This window comes from Psychroserpens damuponensis, from assembly GCF_000826655.1.
Lineage (GTDB): Bacteria > Bacteroidota > Bacteroidia > Flavobacteriales > Flavobacteriaceae > Psychroserpens > Psychroserpens damuponensis.
Genome location: NZ_JXJO01000004.1, coordinates 183,355 through 202,156, shown reverse-complemented (window position 1 = coordinate 202,156; position 18,802 = coordinate 183,355). Strand labels below are relative to the sequence as shown.

Sequence of the window (18,802 nt, the reverse complement as noted above, 5' to 3'; positions counted from 1 at the left end):
TATAATGGTAATCTATAAAAGAAACTAAAGTGTAGTTGTCATATTTCCGAAGAAAGAAACACTATACTACAATTCTTTAGAGAAAATAGAATACGCAAAACCTTTGCCTTTATATGATTTTTTTTGCTTTTTAATTTGTTCAAAGTAATGAGAATCAAAAAAATCAACCGATGTTATACTAGAGTCTGCATTTATAATTTCATAACCATCTGCCATGATATGAGATTCTGCAATACGCAGTAATTTAGAGCCAATGGTTCGTCTTTGATAATCTCTATGAACATATAAGCCTTCTAGGTTACAGCCTTTGACGATGTAAGCAAAACCTACAATATGGTTTCCAATTTCAGCAACGATAAAGTAGAGGTTGTTGATACGGTCTTCCCAAACGTCAATATCATCTGCACCAGAGGACCAAATTTCTATTTGCTTTTCGGAGTAATCTGCTTTGTTAACACTTCTTACCGTATCTCTAAAAATGGAAGTGATTTCAGGAATATCATCTAAAGTTGCTTCTCTAATATTTATATCTTTTATCATAATTTATAGTCTAAAAATTCCTCCAAATGAAATCACACGTTGTAAAAAGAAAAAGTGTTGTGATGCTTTTTCGTTGGTGTTACTAGTTGTTCTAATATCACTCATGTTAATGAAGCCACCTCTCAAATCTGTTTGGATATAGAAGTGTTTAAAAAATGTAAAGTTAAGTCCAACATTTAATGAGGTTCCAAAACCCGAAAGATGAAATTCGTCATACTTGTCCTTTTTTAAAAGTGTCGTATTTGATTTTGGGTATAAAATACCACCACCAATACCTTCGGTGACGTTTAATTGAAAAATATCTGTATTGTTTACTCCAAAAAGTTTAGATATGTCATCAACCCTAGAAAACTCTATATACACATAGTTTAATCCGTTGGTATGTTCAAATTTTAGAAAATCTTCAGATACAAATGTCGTTTCATTGTCATAATTACCATTATACTCACTGCCTGCTTCAGTGTCTGGTAAATTTATATAACCATCAACCACTTTATTTTGATTTCTTACCATCACATATTTCATATGGTCTACATTTAAAGACACCACATAATGATCTGATATATAGTAACCAAGTTTAAAGTTAGTTTGAGGAATTGTCATTCTAGTTGGATTAACATAATCTAGATGCCAGCCTTTAGGTTTATCTACTGCAGAAGCATCCTTGATTGTAAAATCATAATTATCACCTTGAAATCTAATATCAGATTTAGAAAAAGACTCTCTGTTTCCTCCCCAACTTACGGTAAACTTTCCTTTGTTAGAAGCTGTGTATCTTGTTACATCTATATGTTGCGCATCTTGAGCGTATATTGTAGTTATTGATAAACACGTTATAAGTAGAAAAACTAGCTTAGCGGATATAATTTTCATTACGTAATTTAGGTTATGACAATTTAATGGAGTCTCAAGAAGAGGCCTGTTTAATATTTAAAGCGCATTTACAGTTTTTCTTATAGCCACCAAATTCGTTAATAATGGCTCTAGGTTATCCAGATGCAGCATATTGGCACCATCACTTTTTGCGTTAGCAGGATCAAAATGAGTTTCAATAAATAGACCATCAACATTATTTACAATTCCTGCTCTCGCAATGGTTTCAATCATATCTGGTCGTCCACCTGTAACACCAACACTCTGGTTAGGCTGTTGTAAAGAATGGGTAACATCTAAAACCGTAGGTGCATAAGCTCTCATTGTAGGAATACCTCTAAAATCTACAATCATATCTTGGTAGCCAAACATGGTGCCACGATCTGTAATCCAAGCTTTTTCACTACCAGAATCTTTTACTTTTTGAACTGCATGTTTCATGGCCTCCGGACTCATAAACTGTCCTTTTTTGAGATTGACCACTTTTCCTGTTTTTGCAGCTGCAACCACAAGGTCAGTTTGACGCACTAAAAATGCAGGAATTTGAAGTACATCAACATATTCGGCAGCTTTTTCAGCATCAGAAACTTCATGTATATCAGTAACCGTTGGTACATCAAATGTTTGCGAAACTTTTTGTAAAATTTTAAGCGCTTTTTCATCGCCAATACCAGTAAAACTATCAATTCTACTTCGGTTCGCTTTTTTAAAACTACCTTTAAATATATAAGGGATGTCTAGCTTATTAGTAATCGTAACTACTTTCTCTGCAATACGCAAAGCCATATCTTCACTTTCAATGGCACAAGGTCCACAAAGTAAGAAGAAGTTGTTAGAATTGGTATGCTTTAGTTTAGGTACATATGATAATTGCATGAGCTACGAGTTTTCAAATTTCAGCAGCAAAGATACAAATCATCATGCATTAAAAGCTGCTCTTAAGACTATTTCTAATCATCCATAATGCCATTACAAAATTGGCAATTACAAAAATGCCACCATATACCATAAACTGTTTAGCAGAGTTTGATACATTTACGATATTAAAAATATCAGATAGGTAAGCAACAATCATATAAGATGAAAGGCATACAAAGGTTATCCCTAATGTAAAGTTGAGTCTTTTGTTGGGCTTTATAATTTGCCAAATAAAAGGAATTCCAAATAAAAGAATAGGGTAAGCTGTGATACCATTACTTTGGTTAACGTCTGTAAACCAATAAGCAATTACCGCTAAAAAGTAGAGGTAAGGTATGAATTTTGAGTATTTATTTATTGTTTCCATCTGTTGTGGGTTTCAGATGTAAATCGCCTAAAAATGGATTGGTTTTTAGGAGGCTATTTACTATTAATCAATTATTAGAACGAAAGATAGTGCCACAAATTACATTAATTGTGTAGTATAACATTTTATTAACTAATGCTTCGGAAATTTTAACATTTCAAAATTCGTCTTTAAAACAATTAGTTTTCAATTAATTAGCCTAATAATGGTGCGTTTGAGGGATTTCTCAAGAACTTCTAAAAATCACAATTTTAATAATTATATAAGTATAAGATATTATACGGAAATTAACGTACCTTTGCACGCTTAAAACAAGGCATCTATTATGGCTAATATTAAAAACATTGCAATTATTGCACACGTTGATCACGGTAAAACAACCTTGGTTGATAAAATCATGTATCACTGTCAACTTTTTAGAGAGAACCAAAATACTGGTGATTTAATTCTCGATAATAATGATCTTGAACGTGAAAGAGGAATTACAATTACATCAAAAAATGTATCTGTAATTTATAAAGACACAAAAATTAATATCATTGATACACCTGGTCACGCCGATTTTGGAGGTGAAGTAGAGCGTGTATTAAATATGGCAGATGGTGTTTTATTATTAGTTGATGCGTTTGAAGGTCCTATGCCTCAAACACGTTTTGTATTACAAAAAGCTATTGATTTAGGATTGAAACCTTGTGTAGTTGTCAATAAAGTTGATAAAGAAAACTGTACACCTGATGAAGTTCACGAAAAAGTGTTTGACTTAATGTTCGAGCTTGGAGCAGAGGAGTGGCAATTAGATTTCCCTACAGTTTATGGTTCTGCAAAGAACAACTGGATGAGTGAAGATTGGCAAAAGGAAACTGAAAATATCGAGCCACTTTTAGATATGGTTATCGAGCATATTCCTGCACCAAAAATCCCTGAAGGAAATACCCAAATGTTGATTACATCATTAGATTTCTCTTCATTTACAGGACGTATTGCAATTGGACGTTTAACTCGTGGAGAGTTAAAAACAGGACAAAATATTTCTTTAGTAAAGCGAGATAAAAGTATTGTAAAATCAAAAATTAAAGAACTTCATGTATTTGAAGGTCTTGGTCGTATAAAAGTTGATAGTGTTCAAACTGGAGATATTTGTGCTATTGTTGGATTAGAAGGATTTGAAATTGGTGATACAGTTGCCGATTGGGAAAACCCTGAAGGTTTAAAAACAATTGCAATTGATGAGCCTACAATGAGTATGTTATTTACCATTAACGATTCGCCTTTCTTTGGGCAAGATGGTAAGTTTGTAACGTCTCGTCATATTAAAGATCGTTTAACTAAAGAACTAGAAAAAAACTTAGCACTTAGAGTTGAAGAAACGGATAGTGCAGATAAGTTTATGGTTTTTGGACGTGGTGTATTACACTTATCTGTTTTAATTGAAACCATGCGTCGTGAAGGTTATGAATTACAAATTGGACAACCTCAAGTAATCATTAAAGAAATTGATGGTGTTAAATGTGAGCCAGTTGAAGAAATGACAATCGATTTACCTGAAACTGTTTCTGGTAAAGCCATTGAAATGGTTACAATGCGTAAAGGTGAAATGCTAAGTATGGTTGCTAAAGGTGATCGTATGGTTTGTGAATTTATTGTGCCTTCTAGAGGTATTATTGGTTTACGTAACCAATTGTTAACAGCAACTGCTGGTGAAGCAATTATGGCACACCGTTTTAAAGAGTACCAACCGTTAAAAGGTGGTATTCCAGAACGTCAAAATGGATCTTTAGTATCTATGGAGAAAGGTCAAGCAATTCCTTACTCAATTGATAAACTACAAGATAGAGGTAAGTTTTTTGTTGATCCAGGTGAAGATATTTATGAAGGTCAAGTTATTGGAGAGAACTCTCGTGGAGATGATATGGCTGTTAACGTTACAAAAACTAAAAAGTTAAGTAATGTTCGTAGTTCTGGTGCAGATGATAAAGCTAAAATTGTACCTGCAATTAAGTTTTCATTAGAAGAGGCTTTAGAATATATTCAAAAAGATGAATATGTAGAAGTTACTCCAAACCACCTAAGATTACGTAAAATTTACTTGAAAGAAGTAGATCGTAAGCGTAATAAAAATATGTAAGCATATTTTAAAATATATAAATTAAAGGAATCCATTTTTGGGTTCCTTTTTTTGTTTGATAAAATGTGCTGCTACTTTAGATTAATATGTATAAATTGTCACATTATTTAATGTTGAAAACGTAACGACGTGAAATTTCTAGATAAGGTTTTAAGACAATGGCGAACAAGTGTTGCCACAAAATATGTGAGACCAAATGATAAGGTCCTAGATGTAGGTTGTTTTGACGGTTACTTATTTAAAGCATTAGCCCATAAACCTATCCAACCAAGTATTGGTATAGATCCTTTATTGCAGGAATCTCAAAAAAATGGTGCACACCAATTATTACCTGGTATGTTTCCAGATGCTGTACCAACTAATGAGACATTTGATAGTATTGTAATGTTAGCCGTTTTAGAGCACATACCAAGAGCACAGCAAAGACAATTAAATAATAATTTTTTGAAAGTATTAAATCCGTCAGGTCGTATCATTATTACAGTTCCTTCATCTCTTGTAGATCACATTCTTGTTGTGCTAACTAAACTAAGGCTTGTTGATGGCATGTCTGTTGATGAGCATTACGGCTTTAAAGTTAAGGAGGTATTTACATTGTTTGCCGAACAGGAATTTACCTTAATCAAGCACAAAAAGTTTCAACTAGGACTTAACAACCTATTTGTTTTTGAAAAGCGTTCGTAGCTCTTAATTTCTGAAATGTTAAAGGGTACTACTTTTTCAACCCTAAAATACTAAAAAAGAGACTAAACAAAATCACTTGAATTCCTAAAAGCATAGTGAAGATTGCAGGTATAATAATACGCAATGTATGTGAAGGGTTCAACTTTCCGAAGTTAGCCATATTCCAATCTGAGACGCCTTTAACGCTTAAAATAATACCGATCAAAACAAAGAGAAAGCCAAACACTAATCCTTTTTCTAACGATATATATTTAAATAAATTTTGATAGCGATTACTCTTGGGTAATAATTCGTTCTCTACAGCAAATACTTTGGTTAATGCGTAGAACACAAAAAACTGAAAACCTATTAAAATCATACTCGCTGTGTACAATAAGGTATGCACATCTAACGTAATATTGCCAAATGAAAGGGGTTTGATAATCAAAGCTATTGAAGTTATAACACCAAGAATCATAAGTAGTAAACTAGGATAAAGAAACAACCATTTTGGACTATAGAGCGTTAAAAATCTGAGATGTCTCCAACCGTCTGGCCAGGTATTTAAATGTGGAGGTCGAGTTCGTCCGTCTTTATGTAAAACGGTAGGAACTTCGGTAATGGATAGATTATTAAGTTTTGATTTAACGATCATTTCAGAAGCAAACTCCATTCCTGTCGTTTTTAATTTCATGGTTTTAAAGGCTTCTTTTGAGAATCCTCTGAGTCCGCAATGAAAATCTCCAATTTTAATTTTAAAAAATAATCGTCCAATAAATGATAATACAGGATTTCCTAAATATCTATGTAAAAAAGGCATAGCACCTTTTTTAATGCCACCTTTAAAACGGTTGCCCATCACGAGGTCAAACCCTTCTCTAAGTTTTTCTAAAAAAGGCATTAATTGTTCAAAATCGTAGCTGTCATCTGCATCTGCCATGATGATGTATTTTCCTTGAGCAGCCGTAATACCACCTTTGAGCGCATTTCCGTAGCCTTTCTCTTTAACATGTATAACAGTGGCATTAAGTGAGTTTGCAATAGCAATTGAGCTGTCGGTACTGCCATTATCTGCTATAATAATTTCTCCGGAAATGTTATTTGAACTCAAGAAACCTTGAGCTTTAGTAATGCAAATCGCTAGAGTTTCCTCTTCGTTTAAGCAAGGCATGACAACAGAAAGCTCAATGTTTGATTCCATTTTTGATTAGTTTAGAAATAATGATGACAAAGATTAAAAATATAAGTACATAATTATAAAAAAGATATCTCATTATTGAATGACTTGCAAAAGCGATGAGCGCAGCATTAGATAACGTTAATGCCGAACAGATAAATAAAAGCAAATAATTTTTGTGATTATAGAGTAGTTTAATGCTGCTAAAAAGCAAACTAATTATGACTAAAATAAGAAGGATAGGAGAAAAGAATCCATGAGAGATGTTTGCAAAATAGAGTTTAATCCATTTGCTAAAATTATTTTCAATAAGGATTAATGTGATGTTTTTACACGTTTTTTCAATATTATAGAATGCTTGAGCATCTGCAGATTCAATCGTATTAGTTTTAATTAATTTATCATAATAATAGGCTTTCCCTAAATTATGAACCGTTCTATTACAAATTGGAGGCACATGATTATGAAAAAAATCATAATATGCCGAATATGATTCTAGATTACTTTGAGATGAAAGCAATAAATTCTCGTTTGAGAGTTTGTTATAGCATAGGTTAAAAATAGCCTTGTCATCTTTATTGCTTATTAAGTGGCTATCAGTTTGTTCTGAAACAAAAAATGCTGAGCCAGAAGCTGCTACAAAACCAAATGGCGTTGAACCAAATATGCCATCTTTTAATTTATGATAGCTAGAATCTGCTACAACCACAACTGCTGGAATAAAAATTAGTAACAGAGATTTTATGAGGATAGGTTTTTTAAAAAAATGCTTCTTGTTTTTTAAAATATATGCAACACCAAATATTAAAGGCGTAATAATAAATTGACCTCTTGTGAGTGATAAAAGCACATATAAAACAAGAGCTGCCCAAAGTATTTTATAATTGTCATGTTGTATAAAACGTAAGCTACTACCAATAAAAAAGAGATATAAAGGATAGCTAAAACCTTCAGGGCAAATATTGTTTGCTACAAAGAGCGGATTAAAAAAAGGAAATAACAACAAAGCCACAACAATGACTTTGCTTAGGGTATTTAAATTAAAAATCTTAGCTGTTGTTTTAAAAAAGAAGTGAACGGCAAGTAACCCAAAACCAGCTTGAAATACAAGAACACTGAGGTCAAAAACGCTAGAAAATAGGACTTTAAATGTTTTTAAAAAGAGCACATATCCTGGATGACGATAAGGTAATGCATGTATATAACTTCTGGTGTCTGGAGAATAAATGGCATCATTAAAAATAACAAATAGGAATACCAATAGATATACAACCCTTAAAACGGTATTTTCATTAAAAAAGGTTTTTAATTTCAAGAGCTAGTTATATTGTTTTTCAAATATAAAAGAATTGAATCAAAACAGATTCTAAGATTTAAAAATATTGTATTTTGTCCTTTTCAAAGTTTAAATGACACGATCAAAATTGGATGAATTTAAAGTTATAAAATACAATCAAAGTCAACGCTTAGTTTGGAATACCTTTGTTTCAAATTCTAAAAATGCGACGTTTTTATTTCATCGCGATTTTATGGAATATCATCAAAATCGTTTTGAAGATTTCTCATTAATGATCTATAAAGGCGATCATTTACAAGCTGTTTTACCTGCTAGCATACACGAGAATATACTTAATTCTCATCAAGGTTTGAGTTATGGTGGTTTGGTGTTATCTAAAAAAGTGAAGTTTGAAACAGTTATTAAGGTGTTTTATTCGGTTTTAAAGTATTTAGATCATCTTGATATTCACACATGTAAAATTAAATTATTGCCTAAAATATATCATCAACTGCCAAGTGATGAAATAGATTATTTACTTTTTAAAACACAAGCGCAATTGCACAGAAGAGATGTGTCAATGGTAATTGATTATACTAATAAATTAGAAGCATCATCTAACCGAAAACGGAATTTAAAACGAAGCAAAACCAATAAAGTAAGCGTTTGCGAATTAGACGGTTTTGAGGCGTTTTTTAATCAGATTCTTATTCCAAACCTAAAGCAAAAGTACCAAACGTTACCAACACATACTTTAGAAGAAATAAAAGCGTTGAAATTAAAATTTCCGAAGAATATAAGACAATTTAACGCCTATCATAATAATGATATTATTGCAGGAGTTACCATTTTTGAATCGCCTCAAGTAGCGCATGCTCAATATATTTCTACTGTGAGCTCTAAAAATGAACTTGGCGGACTTGACGCTATTTTTGACGTTTTAATTAACGAGACCTTTAGTGTTAAACGCTATTTTAGTTTTGGTATTTCTAATGAAAATCAAGGGCAACATATAAATAAAGGATTGTTAAATTGGAAAGAGAGTTTTGGTGCAAAGCCAATAACTCATGATTTTTTTACAATTAATACTAAAAATTATAGTTTATTAAAAGACGTCATGATATGATAAAATTTTTAGACTTAAATACAATCAATTCAAAATACGAAGCCGCATTTTCATTACGGTTTAATGCGTTTTTAAAATCGGGATATTATATAAAAGGCACTGAGGTAAAACAATTTGAACATGATTTTGCAAACTACTGTGGTGTAAAACATTGTATTGGTGTTGCCAATGGTTTAGATGCGTTAACTTTAATTTTTAAAGGCTACATAGAACTAGGTAAATTAAATCTAGGAGATGAAGTCATGGTACCAGCAAATACTTACATTGCTACGATGTTGTCCATTCTTAATTCTGGACTTAAACCCGTTTTTATTGAGCCAGATCATGAGACTTTTAATATCTCACCTTCGGAAATTGAAAAGCACATAAAACCGTCTGTTAAAGCCATATTAGTCGTTCATTTATATGGACAATTAGCTCCTATGCTTGAAATTAATAAGATAGCGAGTGACCATAATCTTTTAGTCATTGAAGATGCAGCTCAAGCTCATGGAGCTGTATCTATTTCCGAAGAAAAAAAAGCAGGAAACCTTTCACATGCAGCCGGATTTAGTTTTTATCCAACAAAAAATCTAGGCACTTTAGGTGATGCAGGAGCAGTAACCACAAATGATGATGAATTAGCAGCTTGTATAAAATTATTGCATAATTATGGAAGTTCTAAAAAATATGTCAATGAAAAAATTGGCGTTAACAGTAGGTTAGATGAGCTGCAAGCCACATTTTTAAATGTAAAACTTAAAGATTTAGATCAAGATAACGAAAGGCGTCGTGAGATTGCTATGCAGTATCTAAATGAGATAGATAACCCAAAAATAAAGCTGCCATTTTATGATGGTACTAAAAATCATGTTTTTCATGTATTTGTGATTAGAGTAGAAGATAGATCTCATTTTACAAACTATTTAGAACAAAACGGCATTGGGTATCTCATTCATTATCCTATTGCGCCTCATCATCAAAAAGCACTATTAGCTTATAAAAACTTATATTTGCCTATTACAGAAGAAATTCATGACACTGTAGTGAGTATACCATTAAGCCCAATATTAACAAGTGTCGAGATTAAAACAATTATCAATGCCCTAAACGATTATTAATTGAAAAACTTAATTAAGTACATTAATTCTAATGTATTATATAAAGTTGCACACCTTAATTCAGCAACTATAATTACTAAAATAATTGCAGGTATTTTAACCTCTAAGGCGATTGCAATTTTTATTGGTGTTGAAGGCATGGCACTCATTGGTAATATTAGAAATTTTTTAAGTGCTATTCAATCCATATCAATTCTTGGGTTTTATAATGGTGTTGTAAAGACGATTGCTAAATTTAGAGACGATAGCGTTAATTTAAGTAAAACCTTATCTACAGCCTATTATCTGTGTTTCTTTTCTACGATATTGGCCTCCTTTTTTTGTTATTATAATGCGCAATCCATAAATGATTTTTTATTTACGTCTTTTTATGATTTTGCTTATGTCATTAAAATTTTGGCTTTTGCCTTGCCATTTTATGCGTTAAATATGATGAGTTTTTCAATAATGAATGGTTTTTCTAACTATAGAATGTTGCTCATTGTTAATATAATTGGTCAAATTTTAGGGTTGTTAGTAACCTTACTTTTAATCTATAATAATCATATTGATGGTGCTTTAATTGCTGCAGTTGTAGCGCCTTCGTTAATATTTTTAATCACTTTGGTTGGTATTGTAAATAGAAGAAATTTAATTCATCTTATCAAGACAGATCATATAAGTTTTGATATTTTAAAATCATTTGGACCTTATGCAGTAATGGCATTAGTAACTGCGATTGCTTTACCTATGGTTTCTATATGTATTCGTAATTATATTATTTCTGAAATTGGAATTCAAGAAGCTGGTTATTGGGAAGCCATGAATAGAATTTCTAGTTATTACTTAATGTTTATTACGTCAATAATCACTTTGTATATTGTACCAAAGTTTAGTAAGGTTCATAGTAAAACCGAATTTAAAAAAGAGATTTTTAGCTTTTATAAATCTGTAATGCCCATTTTTGGTATAGGTTTAATTGCGCTTTATTTTTTAAAGTCTTTTGTGGTGCCACTTATCTTTTCCGAAGCATTTAAACCCGTTGAAAACTTATTTTTGTGGCAGCTTTTAGGTGATTTTGTAAAGGTGTTAACATTGGTTATTTCCTACCAATTTTTAGCTAAAAAAATGTTTACTCATTTTATTATCATAGAAGTCTTTTTAGTTGTCATGCTTTATTTTTCTAGCATCTATCTAATTGATGAGTTTGGTGTTGAAGGTGCAGTGATGGGACATTTTTTAAGTTATGTTATGCATTATGGCATTGTGTTACTTATTTTTGGTACATCGCTATTTGGGATCATCCCAGATGCGTCTCAAGAGTCATAACAAGATATCTCGTTTAATGTCAAAACAAAATAACGATTATACAAGTATCTTTAAATCCACTTCTTTATTTGGAGCAGTGCAGGTTTTTAATATTATAATTTCGGTCATTAGATCAAAAGTTATTGCCATTTGGATTGGTCCAACTGGTATGGGGATTTTGGGACTTTTAATGTCTACTTTAAAAGTAGTTGGTGAGTTTACTAAACTAGGATTAAGCACTACAGCTGTAAGAGAAATTGCGCAAACCGAAAGTAGAGGTGATGCACAAGAAACCAATGTGATTTTGGCAACAATTAAGCGCGTTGTATGGTTTACTGGTTTATTTGGCGTTATTATAACTCTAATACTTTCACCACTATTAAGCTATCTCGCTTTTGATGGTTATGAGTACACTTTAGCCTTTGTTTGGATTTCTATATCGTTACTTTTTAATCAGCTTTCTGAAGGGCAATTAGCAATTCTTCAAGGATTTAGAAAACTTAAATTATTAGCAAAAGCTAATCTATTAGGAAATCTTTTTGGACTCCTTATAAGTTTGCCTTTATATTATTTTTTTAGATTAGATGCTATTGTCCCAGTTATAATAGTGTCTTCTTTTGTTGCAATGGTTGTAAGTTGGTTATATTCAAAACAAGTAAAGTTTAATACACCTAAGTTGTCTAATAGCGAAGCATATAATAAAGCAAAAGGCATGCTTAAACTAGGACTCATGTTGAGTTTAAGAGGTTCTATCACATTAGTTGCTGCTTACATTTTTCAATTATATTTAAGCCATGCAGGAGGTGTTGATGAAGTGGGTTATTTTGTTGCAGGTTTTATGATTATCAACTCTTATGTTGGGATGGTTTTTAATGCCATGCGAACAGATTATTTTCCTAAACTTTCGGGTGTTATTGATAATTTGGAAGAGGTCAATACAATAGTAACCAATCAATCTATTGTTGGGATATTAATTATTGGTCCTATGGTTGTTGGCTTTTTGTCTTTTTTACCATTACTAGTTAGGGTGTTATATACTCCAGCATTTTTAATAATTACAACGTTTGTCTCATGGGCAATTTTAGGTGTTTTGTTTAAGACATTATCATTTTCTATGGGTTATGTGATCTTGGCAAAAGGCGATTCTAAATTGTTTATAAAAACAGGTGTTTTTTTTAGCACTTTAATGCTCGCTTTTAATATTCTAGGTTATCATTTTTATGGTTTAGAGGGTTTAGGTATTAGTTTCTTAATATATTATATAATTCATTTCTTCGGAATTAAAATCATAACAACTAAGCACTATAAATTAAGTTTGGATAAAGATTTAGTAACTATTTTTCTTATGCTATTTGGTTTGTCTATAGCTACTTTTCTGGCGACTTATATTGATCATTATATTTATAAATATGTAATTTGTTCTATATTGATGATTATTACATTTATATATTCATATCGTCAATTGGATAAAAGAGTAGATTTTAAATTATTGATAAATCGTATTTTTAAAAAAGATAATGAGTAATCATAAAAAAAACACGTCAAGTCATTTAGGAATTAAGAAAAGAATAAAATTTTTTTTTAAAGTGAATTGGTATAAAACCCTGTATTTTAATTTTAAAATGCTCCCTTTTAAACAGGCTAAAATATTACCTTTTTATTTCTACGGAAAAGTGAAATTCTCAAGTTTGAGAGGTACTGTTGAAATTAAAGCACCAATAAAACGAGCTATGATTGGTTTTGGTCAAAAATTTGAGCAAATGTCTGTTTCGAAAGGAATTGGAGAGCTATTTCTTGATGGTACTTTAGTTTTTAAAGGACATGCCCATTTTGGAAAAGATGTTTTTTTATATGTAAAGAAAGAGGCCTATTGTGAGTTTGGTTTTATGGGATGTCTTGGTTCTGATGTTAAGTTGTTGTGCACAAACCGAATTATCATTGGAAATTGGACAGGAATCGGGTACGAATCACAAGTCATTGACACAAATTCACATACAATGATTAACAGTAAAACAGGAGAAAGGCATCCAATATCTGCACCAATAGAATTAGGAGATTATAATGCGGTTTCTAACCGCGTGTCTATAATGTCTAATACTAAAACACCAGATAATTGTGTGATTGCATCCAATAGTTTATGTAATAAAGATTATACTAAATTAGGTTCTAAAATATTAATTGGAGGTTTACCTGCTAAACTTATAAAAAGAGACTTTGTTAGAGATTGGGAATCTGAAAAAGAAGATCTTTTACGTTACAAGCGTGTAAAACTTTAGACTTTTCTTTGAAATTTTGCAGGATTACCATACCAAACTTCTCCACTTTCTATGTTTTTATTGATATAAGATAATGCACCTAAAATACAATTATCTCCAATAGAAATACCATGATGTATAACACAATTTGTGCCTATAAACACATTTTTACCAATATGTGCTCCACCAATTTGTTCTTTATTAGTATTTAGGTTGTTTGTCATTACTCTCGGACATACATAACTATTATCTCCAATTTTTAATCCTCTAGCCAAAATACTATCGTATCGTATTATAACATGGTTTCCAATAATACAATCGCCAGATGAACTAACTCTTGAGTCAATCAGGCAATTCTCTCCAATAATAGTGCCTTTTCTCAATTCTACAAAGTTTTTAATCACTGTATTGTCTCCAATTACAACATCATCTTCAATAACACAATAGGAGCCTATTTGTACATTTTTTCCAATAGTTGCTTTATCTGAAATCATATAAACTATTTAAATATTTGTGTTGTTTTTAACCAAAGGGTTATATAATCTTGAGCAATATTAATATAATTATGCTTTTCTTCTATAAATTGTCTGGCATTTTTTGAAATAATAGTAATCTGTTCAGGATTATTAATTAACCATTCTAAATTTTTAATAATACTGTCTACATTAGGTTCGGCATTAATAGCAACTGTGTTTTTCTCTAATCCATAATAATCCAACCACTCTTGTTCTGCACCAGTAAATACAACTTTCCCTTTTGCCATAGCTTCTAAAGCATTGTATCCTTGATCGTATGCATAGACCATATCTAAAAGGATATGTGCTTTATTATAAATGTCTATATAATTGTTGTAAGGGATATCTGTGGTAGAAATTATTTCAACTTTGTCTTTGTATTTAATATTAATTATGTCTAAAGCTTGTTCAAAAAAATCATTTCCTTTTTTATAATAATTAGCTTTATTGATTCCATGAAAAATAATGATTTTCTCTTGAGGATTGTTTGCTTTGAAGCTTACTCTGTTAATGTTTATAGGGTTAGGAATCAATCCTAAATATTTAGAATTTCCCAATAAGGGTATGTGATAATCAATATCAGAAGAGATGACACCTTTAATATTTTTGTACAAGTAATCATGTGTTTTTCTGTGGTTATTCTCTAAGTATAATAGTATTGGGTCAAATTCTTTCCTTGTGACTTTACCTTCAAAAAAAGGTGTTAAAATAGAATATCTAAATTTCTTTTTCATAGCATAATCTACACTTGGGAAATCACAACCACAAGACAGTAAAAACACATTTTTATTATTCTCAAAAATATAATTTAAGAGTTTTTTTTCAGTTTTGGGAACAGTTTTAAAAGGGCGTTCATTGATGAGTTGTACTATATCAAAACCTTTTAGTTGATTTTTATAAGCATTAAATTGTTTCTCTTTTGATATAGATTTTAAATCTATTTTAAAAAGGCGATAAAGAATTTTTCTTAAAATATTTAGTGGTCTTTTAACGTACCTGTTTTTTAATAAAATATCAACAGGGTAATTTTTAAAACCATCACCATCACCAATTATTGTAACTTCATGTCCTAGTTTTAATAGACCCTCTTTTAGAGAATTGTGTAACCTGCTATATTCGCCAATTAAAAGAATCTTCATTTATATTAGTACATTTGTTTCAAAGATAGCTTTTAATGCTAAAAACTAATAAAAAAAAAATTTGTATTGTAGCAATCTCATTATCAAAAGGTGGTGCAGAGCGATCAGTTTCCATGCTAACACGTATGTTGGCTAAAATTGGGTATGATGTGCATCTTGTGATTTTGACCAATCAGATTTTTTATTCCTACTCAGCAACTTTATATAATTTAGGAATCTCCAAAGATAGTAATGACGATACGATTTTTAGCAGATTAAAACGCTTCAAAAAGTTTAGAGAATATCTTAAAATTCACAAGTTTGATTTTATCATAGATCATAGGCCTAAGAATAATTACTACAGAGAATTGTTCTATAAGAAATTTGTATATAAAAATTTAAAAACAATTTATGTTCTTCATAGCTCAAATCAAGTATTGTATAAAAATGATAAACTAAATAAATTTATTAAAATTCATAAAAATAACTATAGCAATATAGCAGTGTCAAATTATATTGAGCATGATATATTAAAAGCAAGCGGCATAGAGAATTCAACAACAATTTATAATGCTTATGACCCTAAATGGATAGAATCTGACGAAATTTATGAAAATCCTTTAAATGGAAAAACATATATTTTATCCTATGGAAGAATTGTAGATTCAATAAAAGATTTTAGATTTCTCATCGATGCTTTTTTTGAATCTAAATTGTGGAAAAAGAATATTTATCTAGTAATTTTAGGAGACGGTAAAGACAAAGATGCTCTTATATCTTATGTTGAAGGATTTGAAGGTAGTAATTTTGTGTTATTTTATCCCTTTACATCAAATCCATTTCCTTATATTTATAATAGTAAATTTGTGACTTTAACAAGTCGCTATGAAGGGTTTCCAATGGTGCTTTTAGAAAGTTTGTCAATTGGAATTCCAGTAATTTCTTTAGATATTAAATCTGGACCAAACGAGATAATTATTCATAAAGAAAACGGGTTATTAGTGTCAGCTAGAAATATTGAGATCTTTGCAAAAGCAATGAGTAGCTTTTTTGAGGATAAGATATTATACAATCATTGTAAAAATAATGCCTCTACATCTGTTGAAAAGTTTTCAATAGAAAAGATTTCTCTTGAATGGGAAAAACTACTAAAACATGAAGAATAATATAAGTGATAAAATGATTATTGACATCCCTAAAATTTCAGACCCTAGAGGTAATCTTGCAGTCATTGAAAAAAACTGTATTCCTTATCCTATTAAACGAGTATATTATTTATACGATGTACCAAGTGATGCTTATCGTGGAGGTCATGCACATAAAGAACAACATGAGTTTCTAATTGCACTTAGTGGTAGTTTTGAAGTGGTATTAGATGATGGTAACACTAAGCAACGTGTTATGCTAAATAAACCCAATAAAGGATTATTAATACCAATAGGAATTTGGAGAGAACTTGATAATTTCTCCTCTGGAGCTGTGTGTTTGGTTTTAGCCTCTGATGAATTTGACGAAGCAGATTATATACGAGATTATAAAGAATTTCAACTATCTAAAAAGGCGTAAGTTGATATGTGATAGTCGTAGTATGTCTCTAAAACTTAGCATGCTTTTAATAACAAAAATTGGGCACTTATAAATTAATTTTTGTGGCCGACTCAAATTCCTAACATCAATAGATTTATAAATCGTTTTTGATGTAGCAAATTCCTTTTCTAATTTATATTGAATGGCAATCGCATATCGATTTAAATCTAAATAGGTTTTTAGGGATAGGTTCTTTAATTCGTCGTTTTTAAAAGCATTTAAATTAAAATGTTGTCTACCACTAAATAGACTATTCGTTAATTGATGATTTGCATTTAAGTTATGGGTTACACTTACGTTATTATCAAAAGCCGTTGGAAATTGTAAAGCAATTCTAATCCATAAATCGGTGTCTTCTCCAGAGTCGTAGGCTTCATTAAAAAACCCAATACTTTCAAAAACAGATTTGTTAATGGCTATACTTGAGCTAGAAGCTAAGCTATTAATGCTGCTGTGATAAAAATAGTCGTCAATAACTCCTGACCATTTTTTGTGCTTCGGAAGATCTTTATACTGAGAATCGATAATCGTTTGTCCTTTTATTTTATTGTAAGCCTTGCAATACAGTCCGCAATTAGGGTAAGATTCAATTAGTGATTTTAAATCCTGTAAATGATGAGGTTTCCATATATCATCGCCATCTAAAAAGGCAATAAACTGTGAAGTGGCATGTTGTATACCATAATTTCTAGCATGAGAAACACCTTTATTTTGGGTTGTAAAAATCCTAATGCGTTGATCATTAAATTTTTCAACTTTATTTAAGCTATCATCTGTAGAGCCATCATTAACAATAATCACCTCAAAATTTGTAAATGTTTGAGCTAAAACACTAGATATCGTCTCACTGATTTCTTGTGCTTTATTATATAAAGGAATGACGACAGAAAAATAAGGAGTCATGAGTTTAATTCTAGATAACAAATGTAACTCAATTTATAAAACTGAAGTAAACGAATGTTGGGCTTATTGCTTAACAAGTTCTTTCTGAATTGCTTTTTAAAAGATGTATAAATCAAAGAGAATACATAATTAAGCTTTAACTTTTTTAATAATTTATAAGAGTTGTAGAGTGAGTTTTCTGTGTGTTGTATATGATCATTGGAGTCTAATTTTAAAAGCGTTACCACAGATTGCTCAATTTTATGAAGATAACGCTCATTAGGTTCTAAACCCAAATGATACACTTCGTTATCAATATGAAATACGTTGTATTGTCCACTTTTTAACAGCGCACCAAAGAAGTTGTCATAACCATAGCCTCGTTGTGTAATTTTAGAATTAAGCTTTAAAAAAACCGATTTCTTAATCATGAAATTAGCCGAAATCACAATTTTATAAGGTGTTTTATTCCTTAAAGAGGCTTGCACTTGTTCGTTAGATGATCCATAAGTCCATCGTAACATAAATTCGTTTTTTGGTTGTTCAGGTTGGTAAGCAAAACCGCCATAAATGGCATCATATTCCGACGATAAAAAAGCGATGTAATTAGAAATAAACTCATCTAATTTTGGCATTACATCTGCATCTAAAAACAACAGCCAGTCGTATTTTGCTTGTTCTGCAAGGGTTTGTCGTGTTGCTACGCGTCCTGTATTAACCTTAGAAATTTGATATGACGTATTTTGAAGTTGTCCAATTTCAGCATTTAAAACACTAGTGTTAGTATTAGAATTATCATCCAAGCATAGGATTTCAAATATAATTTCGCTAGCCATTAATTGCTTATGCACTAAATTCACAAGCGCTTTAATATCATAATTGTAAACAGGAATGAGTACGGACAGCATATAAATATCTAATTATTCAAAAATACACTTTTTATAGATTTGAACTTATTAATTAAGTTGAATACTTACATTTGGTGTAGTAATT

The 18,802-nt window shown here is 30.9% G+C and carries 19 protein-coding genes; 9 read left to right on the top strand and 10 right to left on the bottom strand.

Going from position 1 to position 18,802, the window contains the following annotated elements; genetic code table 11:
- Positions 1-66 precede the first annotated feature (66 nt).
- Genes TD29_RS03275 through TD29_RS03260 form a run of 4 tightly spaced genes read right to left on the bottom strand, consistent with a single transcriptional unit; the run spans position 67 to position 2,698 of the window.
- Positions 67-540, bottom strand: a complete 474-nt coding sequence (locus TD29_RS03275) for a GNAT family N-acetyltransferase (RefSeq protein ID WP_052466961.1) — start codon at positions 538-540, stop codon at positions 67-69.
- A 3-nt stretch (positions 541-543) separates the two neighbouring features.
- Complete coding sequence (locus tag TD29_RS03270) at positions 544-1,413, bottom strand: hypothetical protein (protein ID WP_040278868.1); 870 nt, start codon at positions 1,411-1,413, stop codon at positions 544-546.
- Between the two features lie 57 nt (positions 1,414-1,470).
- Complete coding sequence (kdsA, locus tag TD29_RS03265; protein ID WP_040278866.1) at positions 1,471-2,289, bottom strand: 3-deoxy-8-phosphooctulonate synthase; 819 nt, start codon at positions 2,287-2,289, stop codon at positions 1,471-1,473.
- Between the two features lie 49 nt (positions 2,290-2,338).
- Complete coding sequence (locus tag TD29_RS03260) at positions 2,339-2,698, bottom strand: hypothetical protein (protein WP_040278865.1); 360 nt, start codon at positions 2,696-2,698, stop codon at positions 2,339-2,341.
- Between the two features lie 325 nt (positions 2,699-3,023).
- On the opposite strand from TD29_RS03260, the gene typA reads away from it, so the two are divergent.
- Positions 3,024-4,823 (top strand): translational GTPase TypA, encoded by a 1,800-nt coding sequence (gene typA, locus TD29_RS03255; protein ID WP_040278864.1) that lies wholly within the window; start codon positions 3,024-3,026, stop codon positions 4,821-4,823.
- A 129-nt stretch (positions 4,824-4,952) separates the two neighbouring features.
- Complete coding sequence (locus tag TD29_RS03250) at positions 4,953-5,507, top strand: class I SAM-dependent methyltransferase (RefSeq protein WP_040278863.1); 555 nt, start codon at positions 4,953-4,955, stop codon at positions 5,505-5,507.
- Positions 5,508-5,535: 28 nt separating this feature from the next.
- Here TD29_RS03250 and TD29_RS03245 read toward each other — a convergent pair whose 3' ends face one another.
- Both TD29_RS03245 and TD29_RS03240 read right to left on the bottom strand, forming a co-directional pair.
- Positions 5,536-6,687: a glycosyltransferase family 2 protein gene (locus TD29_RS03245; RefSeq protein ID WP_040278861.1), complete on the bottom strand. Its 1,152-nt coding sequence runs from the start codon at positions 6,685-6,687 to the stop codon at positions 5,536-5,538.
- Positions 6,671-7,978 carry a glycosyltransferase family protein gene (locus TD29_RS03240; RefSeq protein WP_040278860.1) on the bottom strand — a complete coding sequence of 436 codons (1,308 nt, stop codon included), beginning with the start codon at positions 7,976-7,978 and terminating at the stop codon, positions 6,671-6,673. The genes TD29_RS03245 and TD29_RS03240 overlap by 17 nt, the downstream gene beginning before the upstream one ends.
- A 94-nt stretch (positions 7,979-8,072) precedes the next feature.
- Between TD29_RS03240 and TD29_RS03235 the strand changes: the two genes are divergently transcribed.
- From TD29_RS03235 to TD29_RS03215, 5 genes are read left to right on the top strand one after another with little or no spacing between them, the layout of a single operon-like run.
- Positions 8,073-9,065 (top strand): hypothetical protein, encoded by a 993-nt coding sequence (locus tag TD29_RS03235; RefSeq protein ID WP_040278859.1) that lies wholly within the window; start codon positions 8,073-8,075, stop codon positions 9,063-9,065.
- Positions 9,062-10,165: a DegT/DnrJ/EryC1/StrS family aminotransferase gene (locus TD29_RS03230; protein WP_040278858.1), complete on the top strand. Its 1,104-nt coding sequence runs from the start codon at positions 9,062-9,064 to the stop codon at positions 10,163-10,165. The genes TD29_RS03235 and TD29_RS03230 overlap by 4 nt, the downstream gene beginning before the upstream one ends.
- The gene (locus tag TD29_RS03225) at positions 10,166-11,473 is read left to right on the top strand and encodes an O-antigen translocase (protein WP_040278856.1); all 1,308 of its coding nucleotides are present in this window, start codon (positions 10,166-10,168) and stop codon (positions 11,471-11,473) included.
- Positions 11,474-11,489: 16 nt separating this feature from the next.
- Positions 11,490-12,977, top strand: coding sequence for an oligosaccharide flippase family protein (locus tag TD29_RS03220; RefSeq protein WP_040278855.1), 1,488 nt, complete (start codon positions 11,490-11,492; stop codon positions 12,975-12,977).
- Positions 12,970-13,728 carry an acyltransferase gene (locus TD29_RS03215; RefSeq protein WP_052466960.1) on the top strand — a complete coding sequence of 253 codons (759 nt, stop codon included), beginning with the start codon at positions 12,970-12,972 and terminating at the stop codon, positions 13,726-13,728. The genes TD29_RS03220 and TD29_RS03215 overlap by 8 nt, the downstream gene beginning before the upstream one ends.
- Here TD29_RS03215 and TD29_RS03210 read toward each other — a convergent pair.
- Positions 13,725-14,201, bottom strand: a complete 477-nt coding sequence (locus tag TD29_RS03210; protein ID WP_052466959.1) for a DapH/DapD/GlmU-related protein — start codon at positions 14,199-14,201, stop codon at positions 13,725-13,727. The two genes, TD29_RS03215 and TD29_RS03210, sit on opposite strands and share 4 nt — an antisense overlap.
- Before the next feature lie 5 nt (positions 14,202-14,206).
- Complete coding sequence (locus TD29_RS03205; RefSeq protein WP_040278853.1) at positions 14,207-15,361, bottom strand: glycosyltransferase; 1,155 nt, start codon at positions 15,359-15,361, stop codon at positions 14,207-14,209.
- Between the two features lie 35 nt (positions 15,362-15,396).
- Between TD29_RS03205 and TD29_RS03200 the strand changes: the two genes are divergently transcribed.
- Together TD29_RS03200 and TD29_RS03195 are read left to right on the top strand one after the other, a co-directional pair.
- Entirely contained in the window at positions 15,397-16,506 is a 1,110-nt protein-coding gene (locus TD29_RS03200; protein WP_040278852.1) for a glycosyltransferase, read from the top strand.
- A complete protein-coding gene (locus tag TD29_RS03195) occupies positions 16,496-16,906 on the top strand; it encodes a sugar 3,4-ketoisomerase (RefSeq protein ID WP_040278851.1) in 411 nt (136 codons plus the stop codon). The genes TD29_RS03200 and TD29_RS03195 overlap by 11 nt, the downstream gene beginning before the upstream one ends.
- Here TD29_RS03195 and TD29_RS03190 read toward each other — a convergent pair.
- Both TD29_RS03190 and TD29_RS03185 read right to left on the bottom strand, forming a co-directional pair.
- On the bottom strand, positions 16,889-17,830 hold the full coding sequence (locus tag TD29_RS03190) for a glycosyltransferase family 2 protein (RefSeq protein WP_052466958.1): 942 nt from the start codon (positions 17,828-17,830) through the stop codon (positions 16,889-16,891). The two genes, TD29_RS03195 and TD29_RS03190, sit on opposite strands and share 18 nt — an antisense overlap.
- Positions 17,827-18,717: a glycosyltransferase family 2 protein gene (locus TD29_RS03185; RefSeq protein ID WP_040278850.1), complete on the bottom strand. Its 891-nt coding sequence runs from the start codon at positions 18,715-18,717 to the stop codon at positions 17,827-17,829. The genes TD29_RS03190 and TD29_RS03185 overlap by 4 nt, the downstream gene beginning before the upstream one ends.
- Between the last annotated feature and the right edge of the window lie 85 nt (positions 18,718-18,802).

Coding starts and splice junctions, on each gene's coding strand:
- TD29_RS03275 (WP_052466961.1), bottom strand. CDS start 540: ATGATAAAAGATATAAATATTAGAGAAGCAACTTTAGATGATATTCCT.
- TD29_RS03270 (WP_040278868.1), bottom strand. CDS start 1,413: ATGAAAATTATATCCGCTAAGCTAGTTTTTCTACTTATAACGTGTTTA.
- kdsA (WP_040278866.1), bottom strand. CDS start 2,289: ATGCAATTATCATATGTACCTAAACTAAAGCATACCAATTCTAACAAC.
- TD29_RS03260 (WP_040278865.1), bottom strand. CDS start 2,698: ATGGAAACAATAAATAAATACTCAAAATTCATACCTTACCTCTACTTT.
- typA (WP_040278864.1), top strand. CDS start 3,024: ATGGCTAATATTAAAAACATTGCAATTATTGCACACGTTGATCACGGT.
- TD29_RS03245 (WP_040278861.1), bottom strand. CDS start 6,687: ATGGAATCAAACATTGAGCTTTCTGTTGTCATGCCTTGCTTAAACGAA.
- TD29_RS03235 (WP_040278859.1), top strand. CDS start 8,073: ATGACACGATCAAAATTGGATGAATTTAAAGTTATAAAATACAATCAA.
- TD29_RS03230 (WP_040278858.1), top strand. CDS start 9,062: ATGATAAAATTTTTAGACTTAAATACAATCAATTCAAAATACGAAGCC.
- TD29_RS03220 (WP_040278855.1), top strand. CDS start 11,490: ATGTCAAAACAAAATAACGATTATACAAGTATCTTTAAATCCACTTCT.
- TD29_RS03215 (WP_052466960.1), top strand. CDS start 12,970: ATGAGTAATCATAAAAAAAACACGTCAAGTCATTTAGGAATTAAGAAA.
- TD29_RS03210 (WP_052466959.1), bottom strand. CDS start 14,201: ATGATTTCAGATAAAGCAACTATTGGAAAAAATGTACAAATAGGCTCC.
- TD29_RS03205 (WP_040278853.1), bottom strand. CDS start 15,361: ATGAAGATTCTTTTAATTGGCGAATATAGCAGGTTACACAATTCTCTA.
- TD29_RS03200 (WP_040278852.1), top strand. CDS start 15,397: ATGCTAAAAACTAATAAAAAAAAAATTTGTATTGTAGCAATCTCATTA.
- TD29_RS03195 (WP_040278851.1), top strand. CDS start 16,496: ATGAAGAATAATATAAGTGATAAAATGATTATTGACATCCCTAAAATT.
- TD29_RS03190 (WP_052466958.1), bottom strand. CDS start 17,830: ATGACTCCTTATTTTTCTGTCGTCATTCCTTTATATAATAAAGCACAA.
- TD29_RS03185 (WP_040278850.1), bottom strand. CDS start 18,717: ATGCTGTCCGTACTCATTCCTGTTTACAATTATGATATTAAAGCGCTT.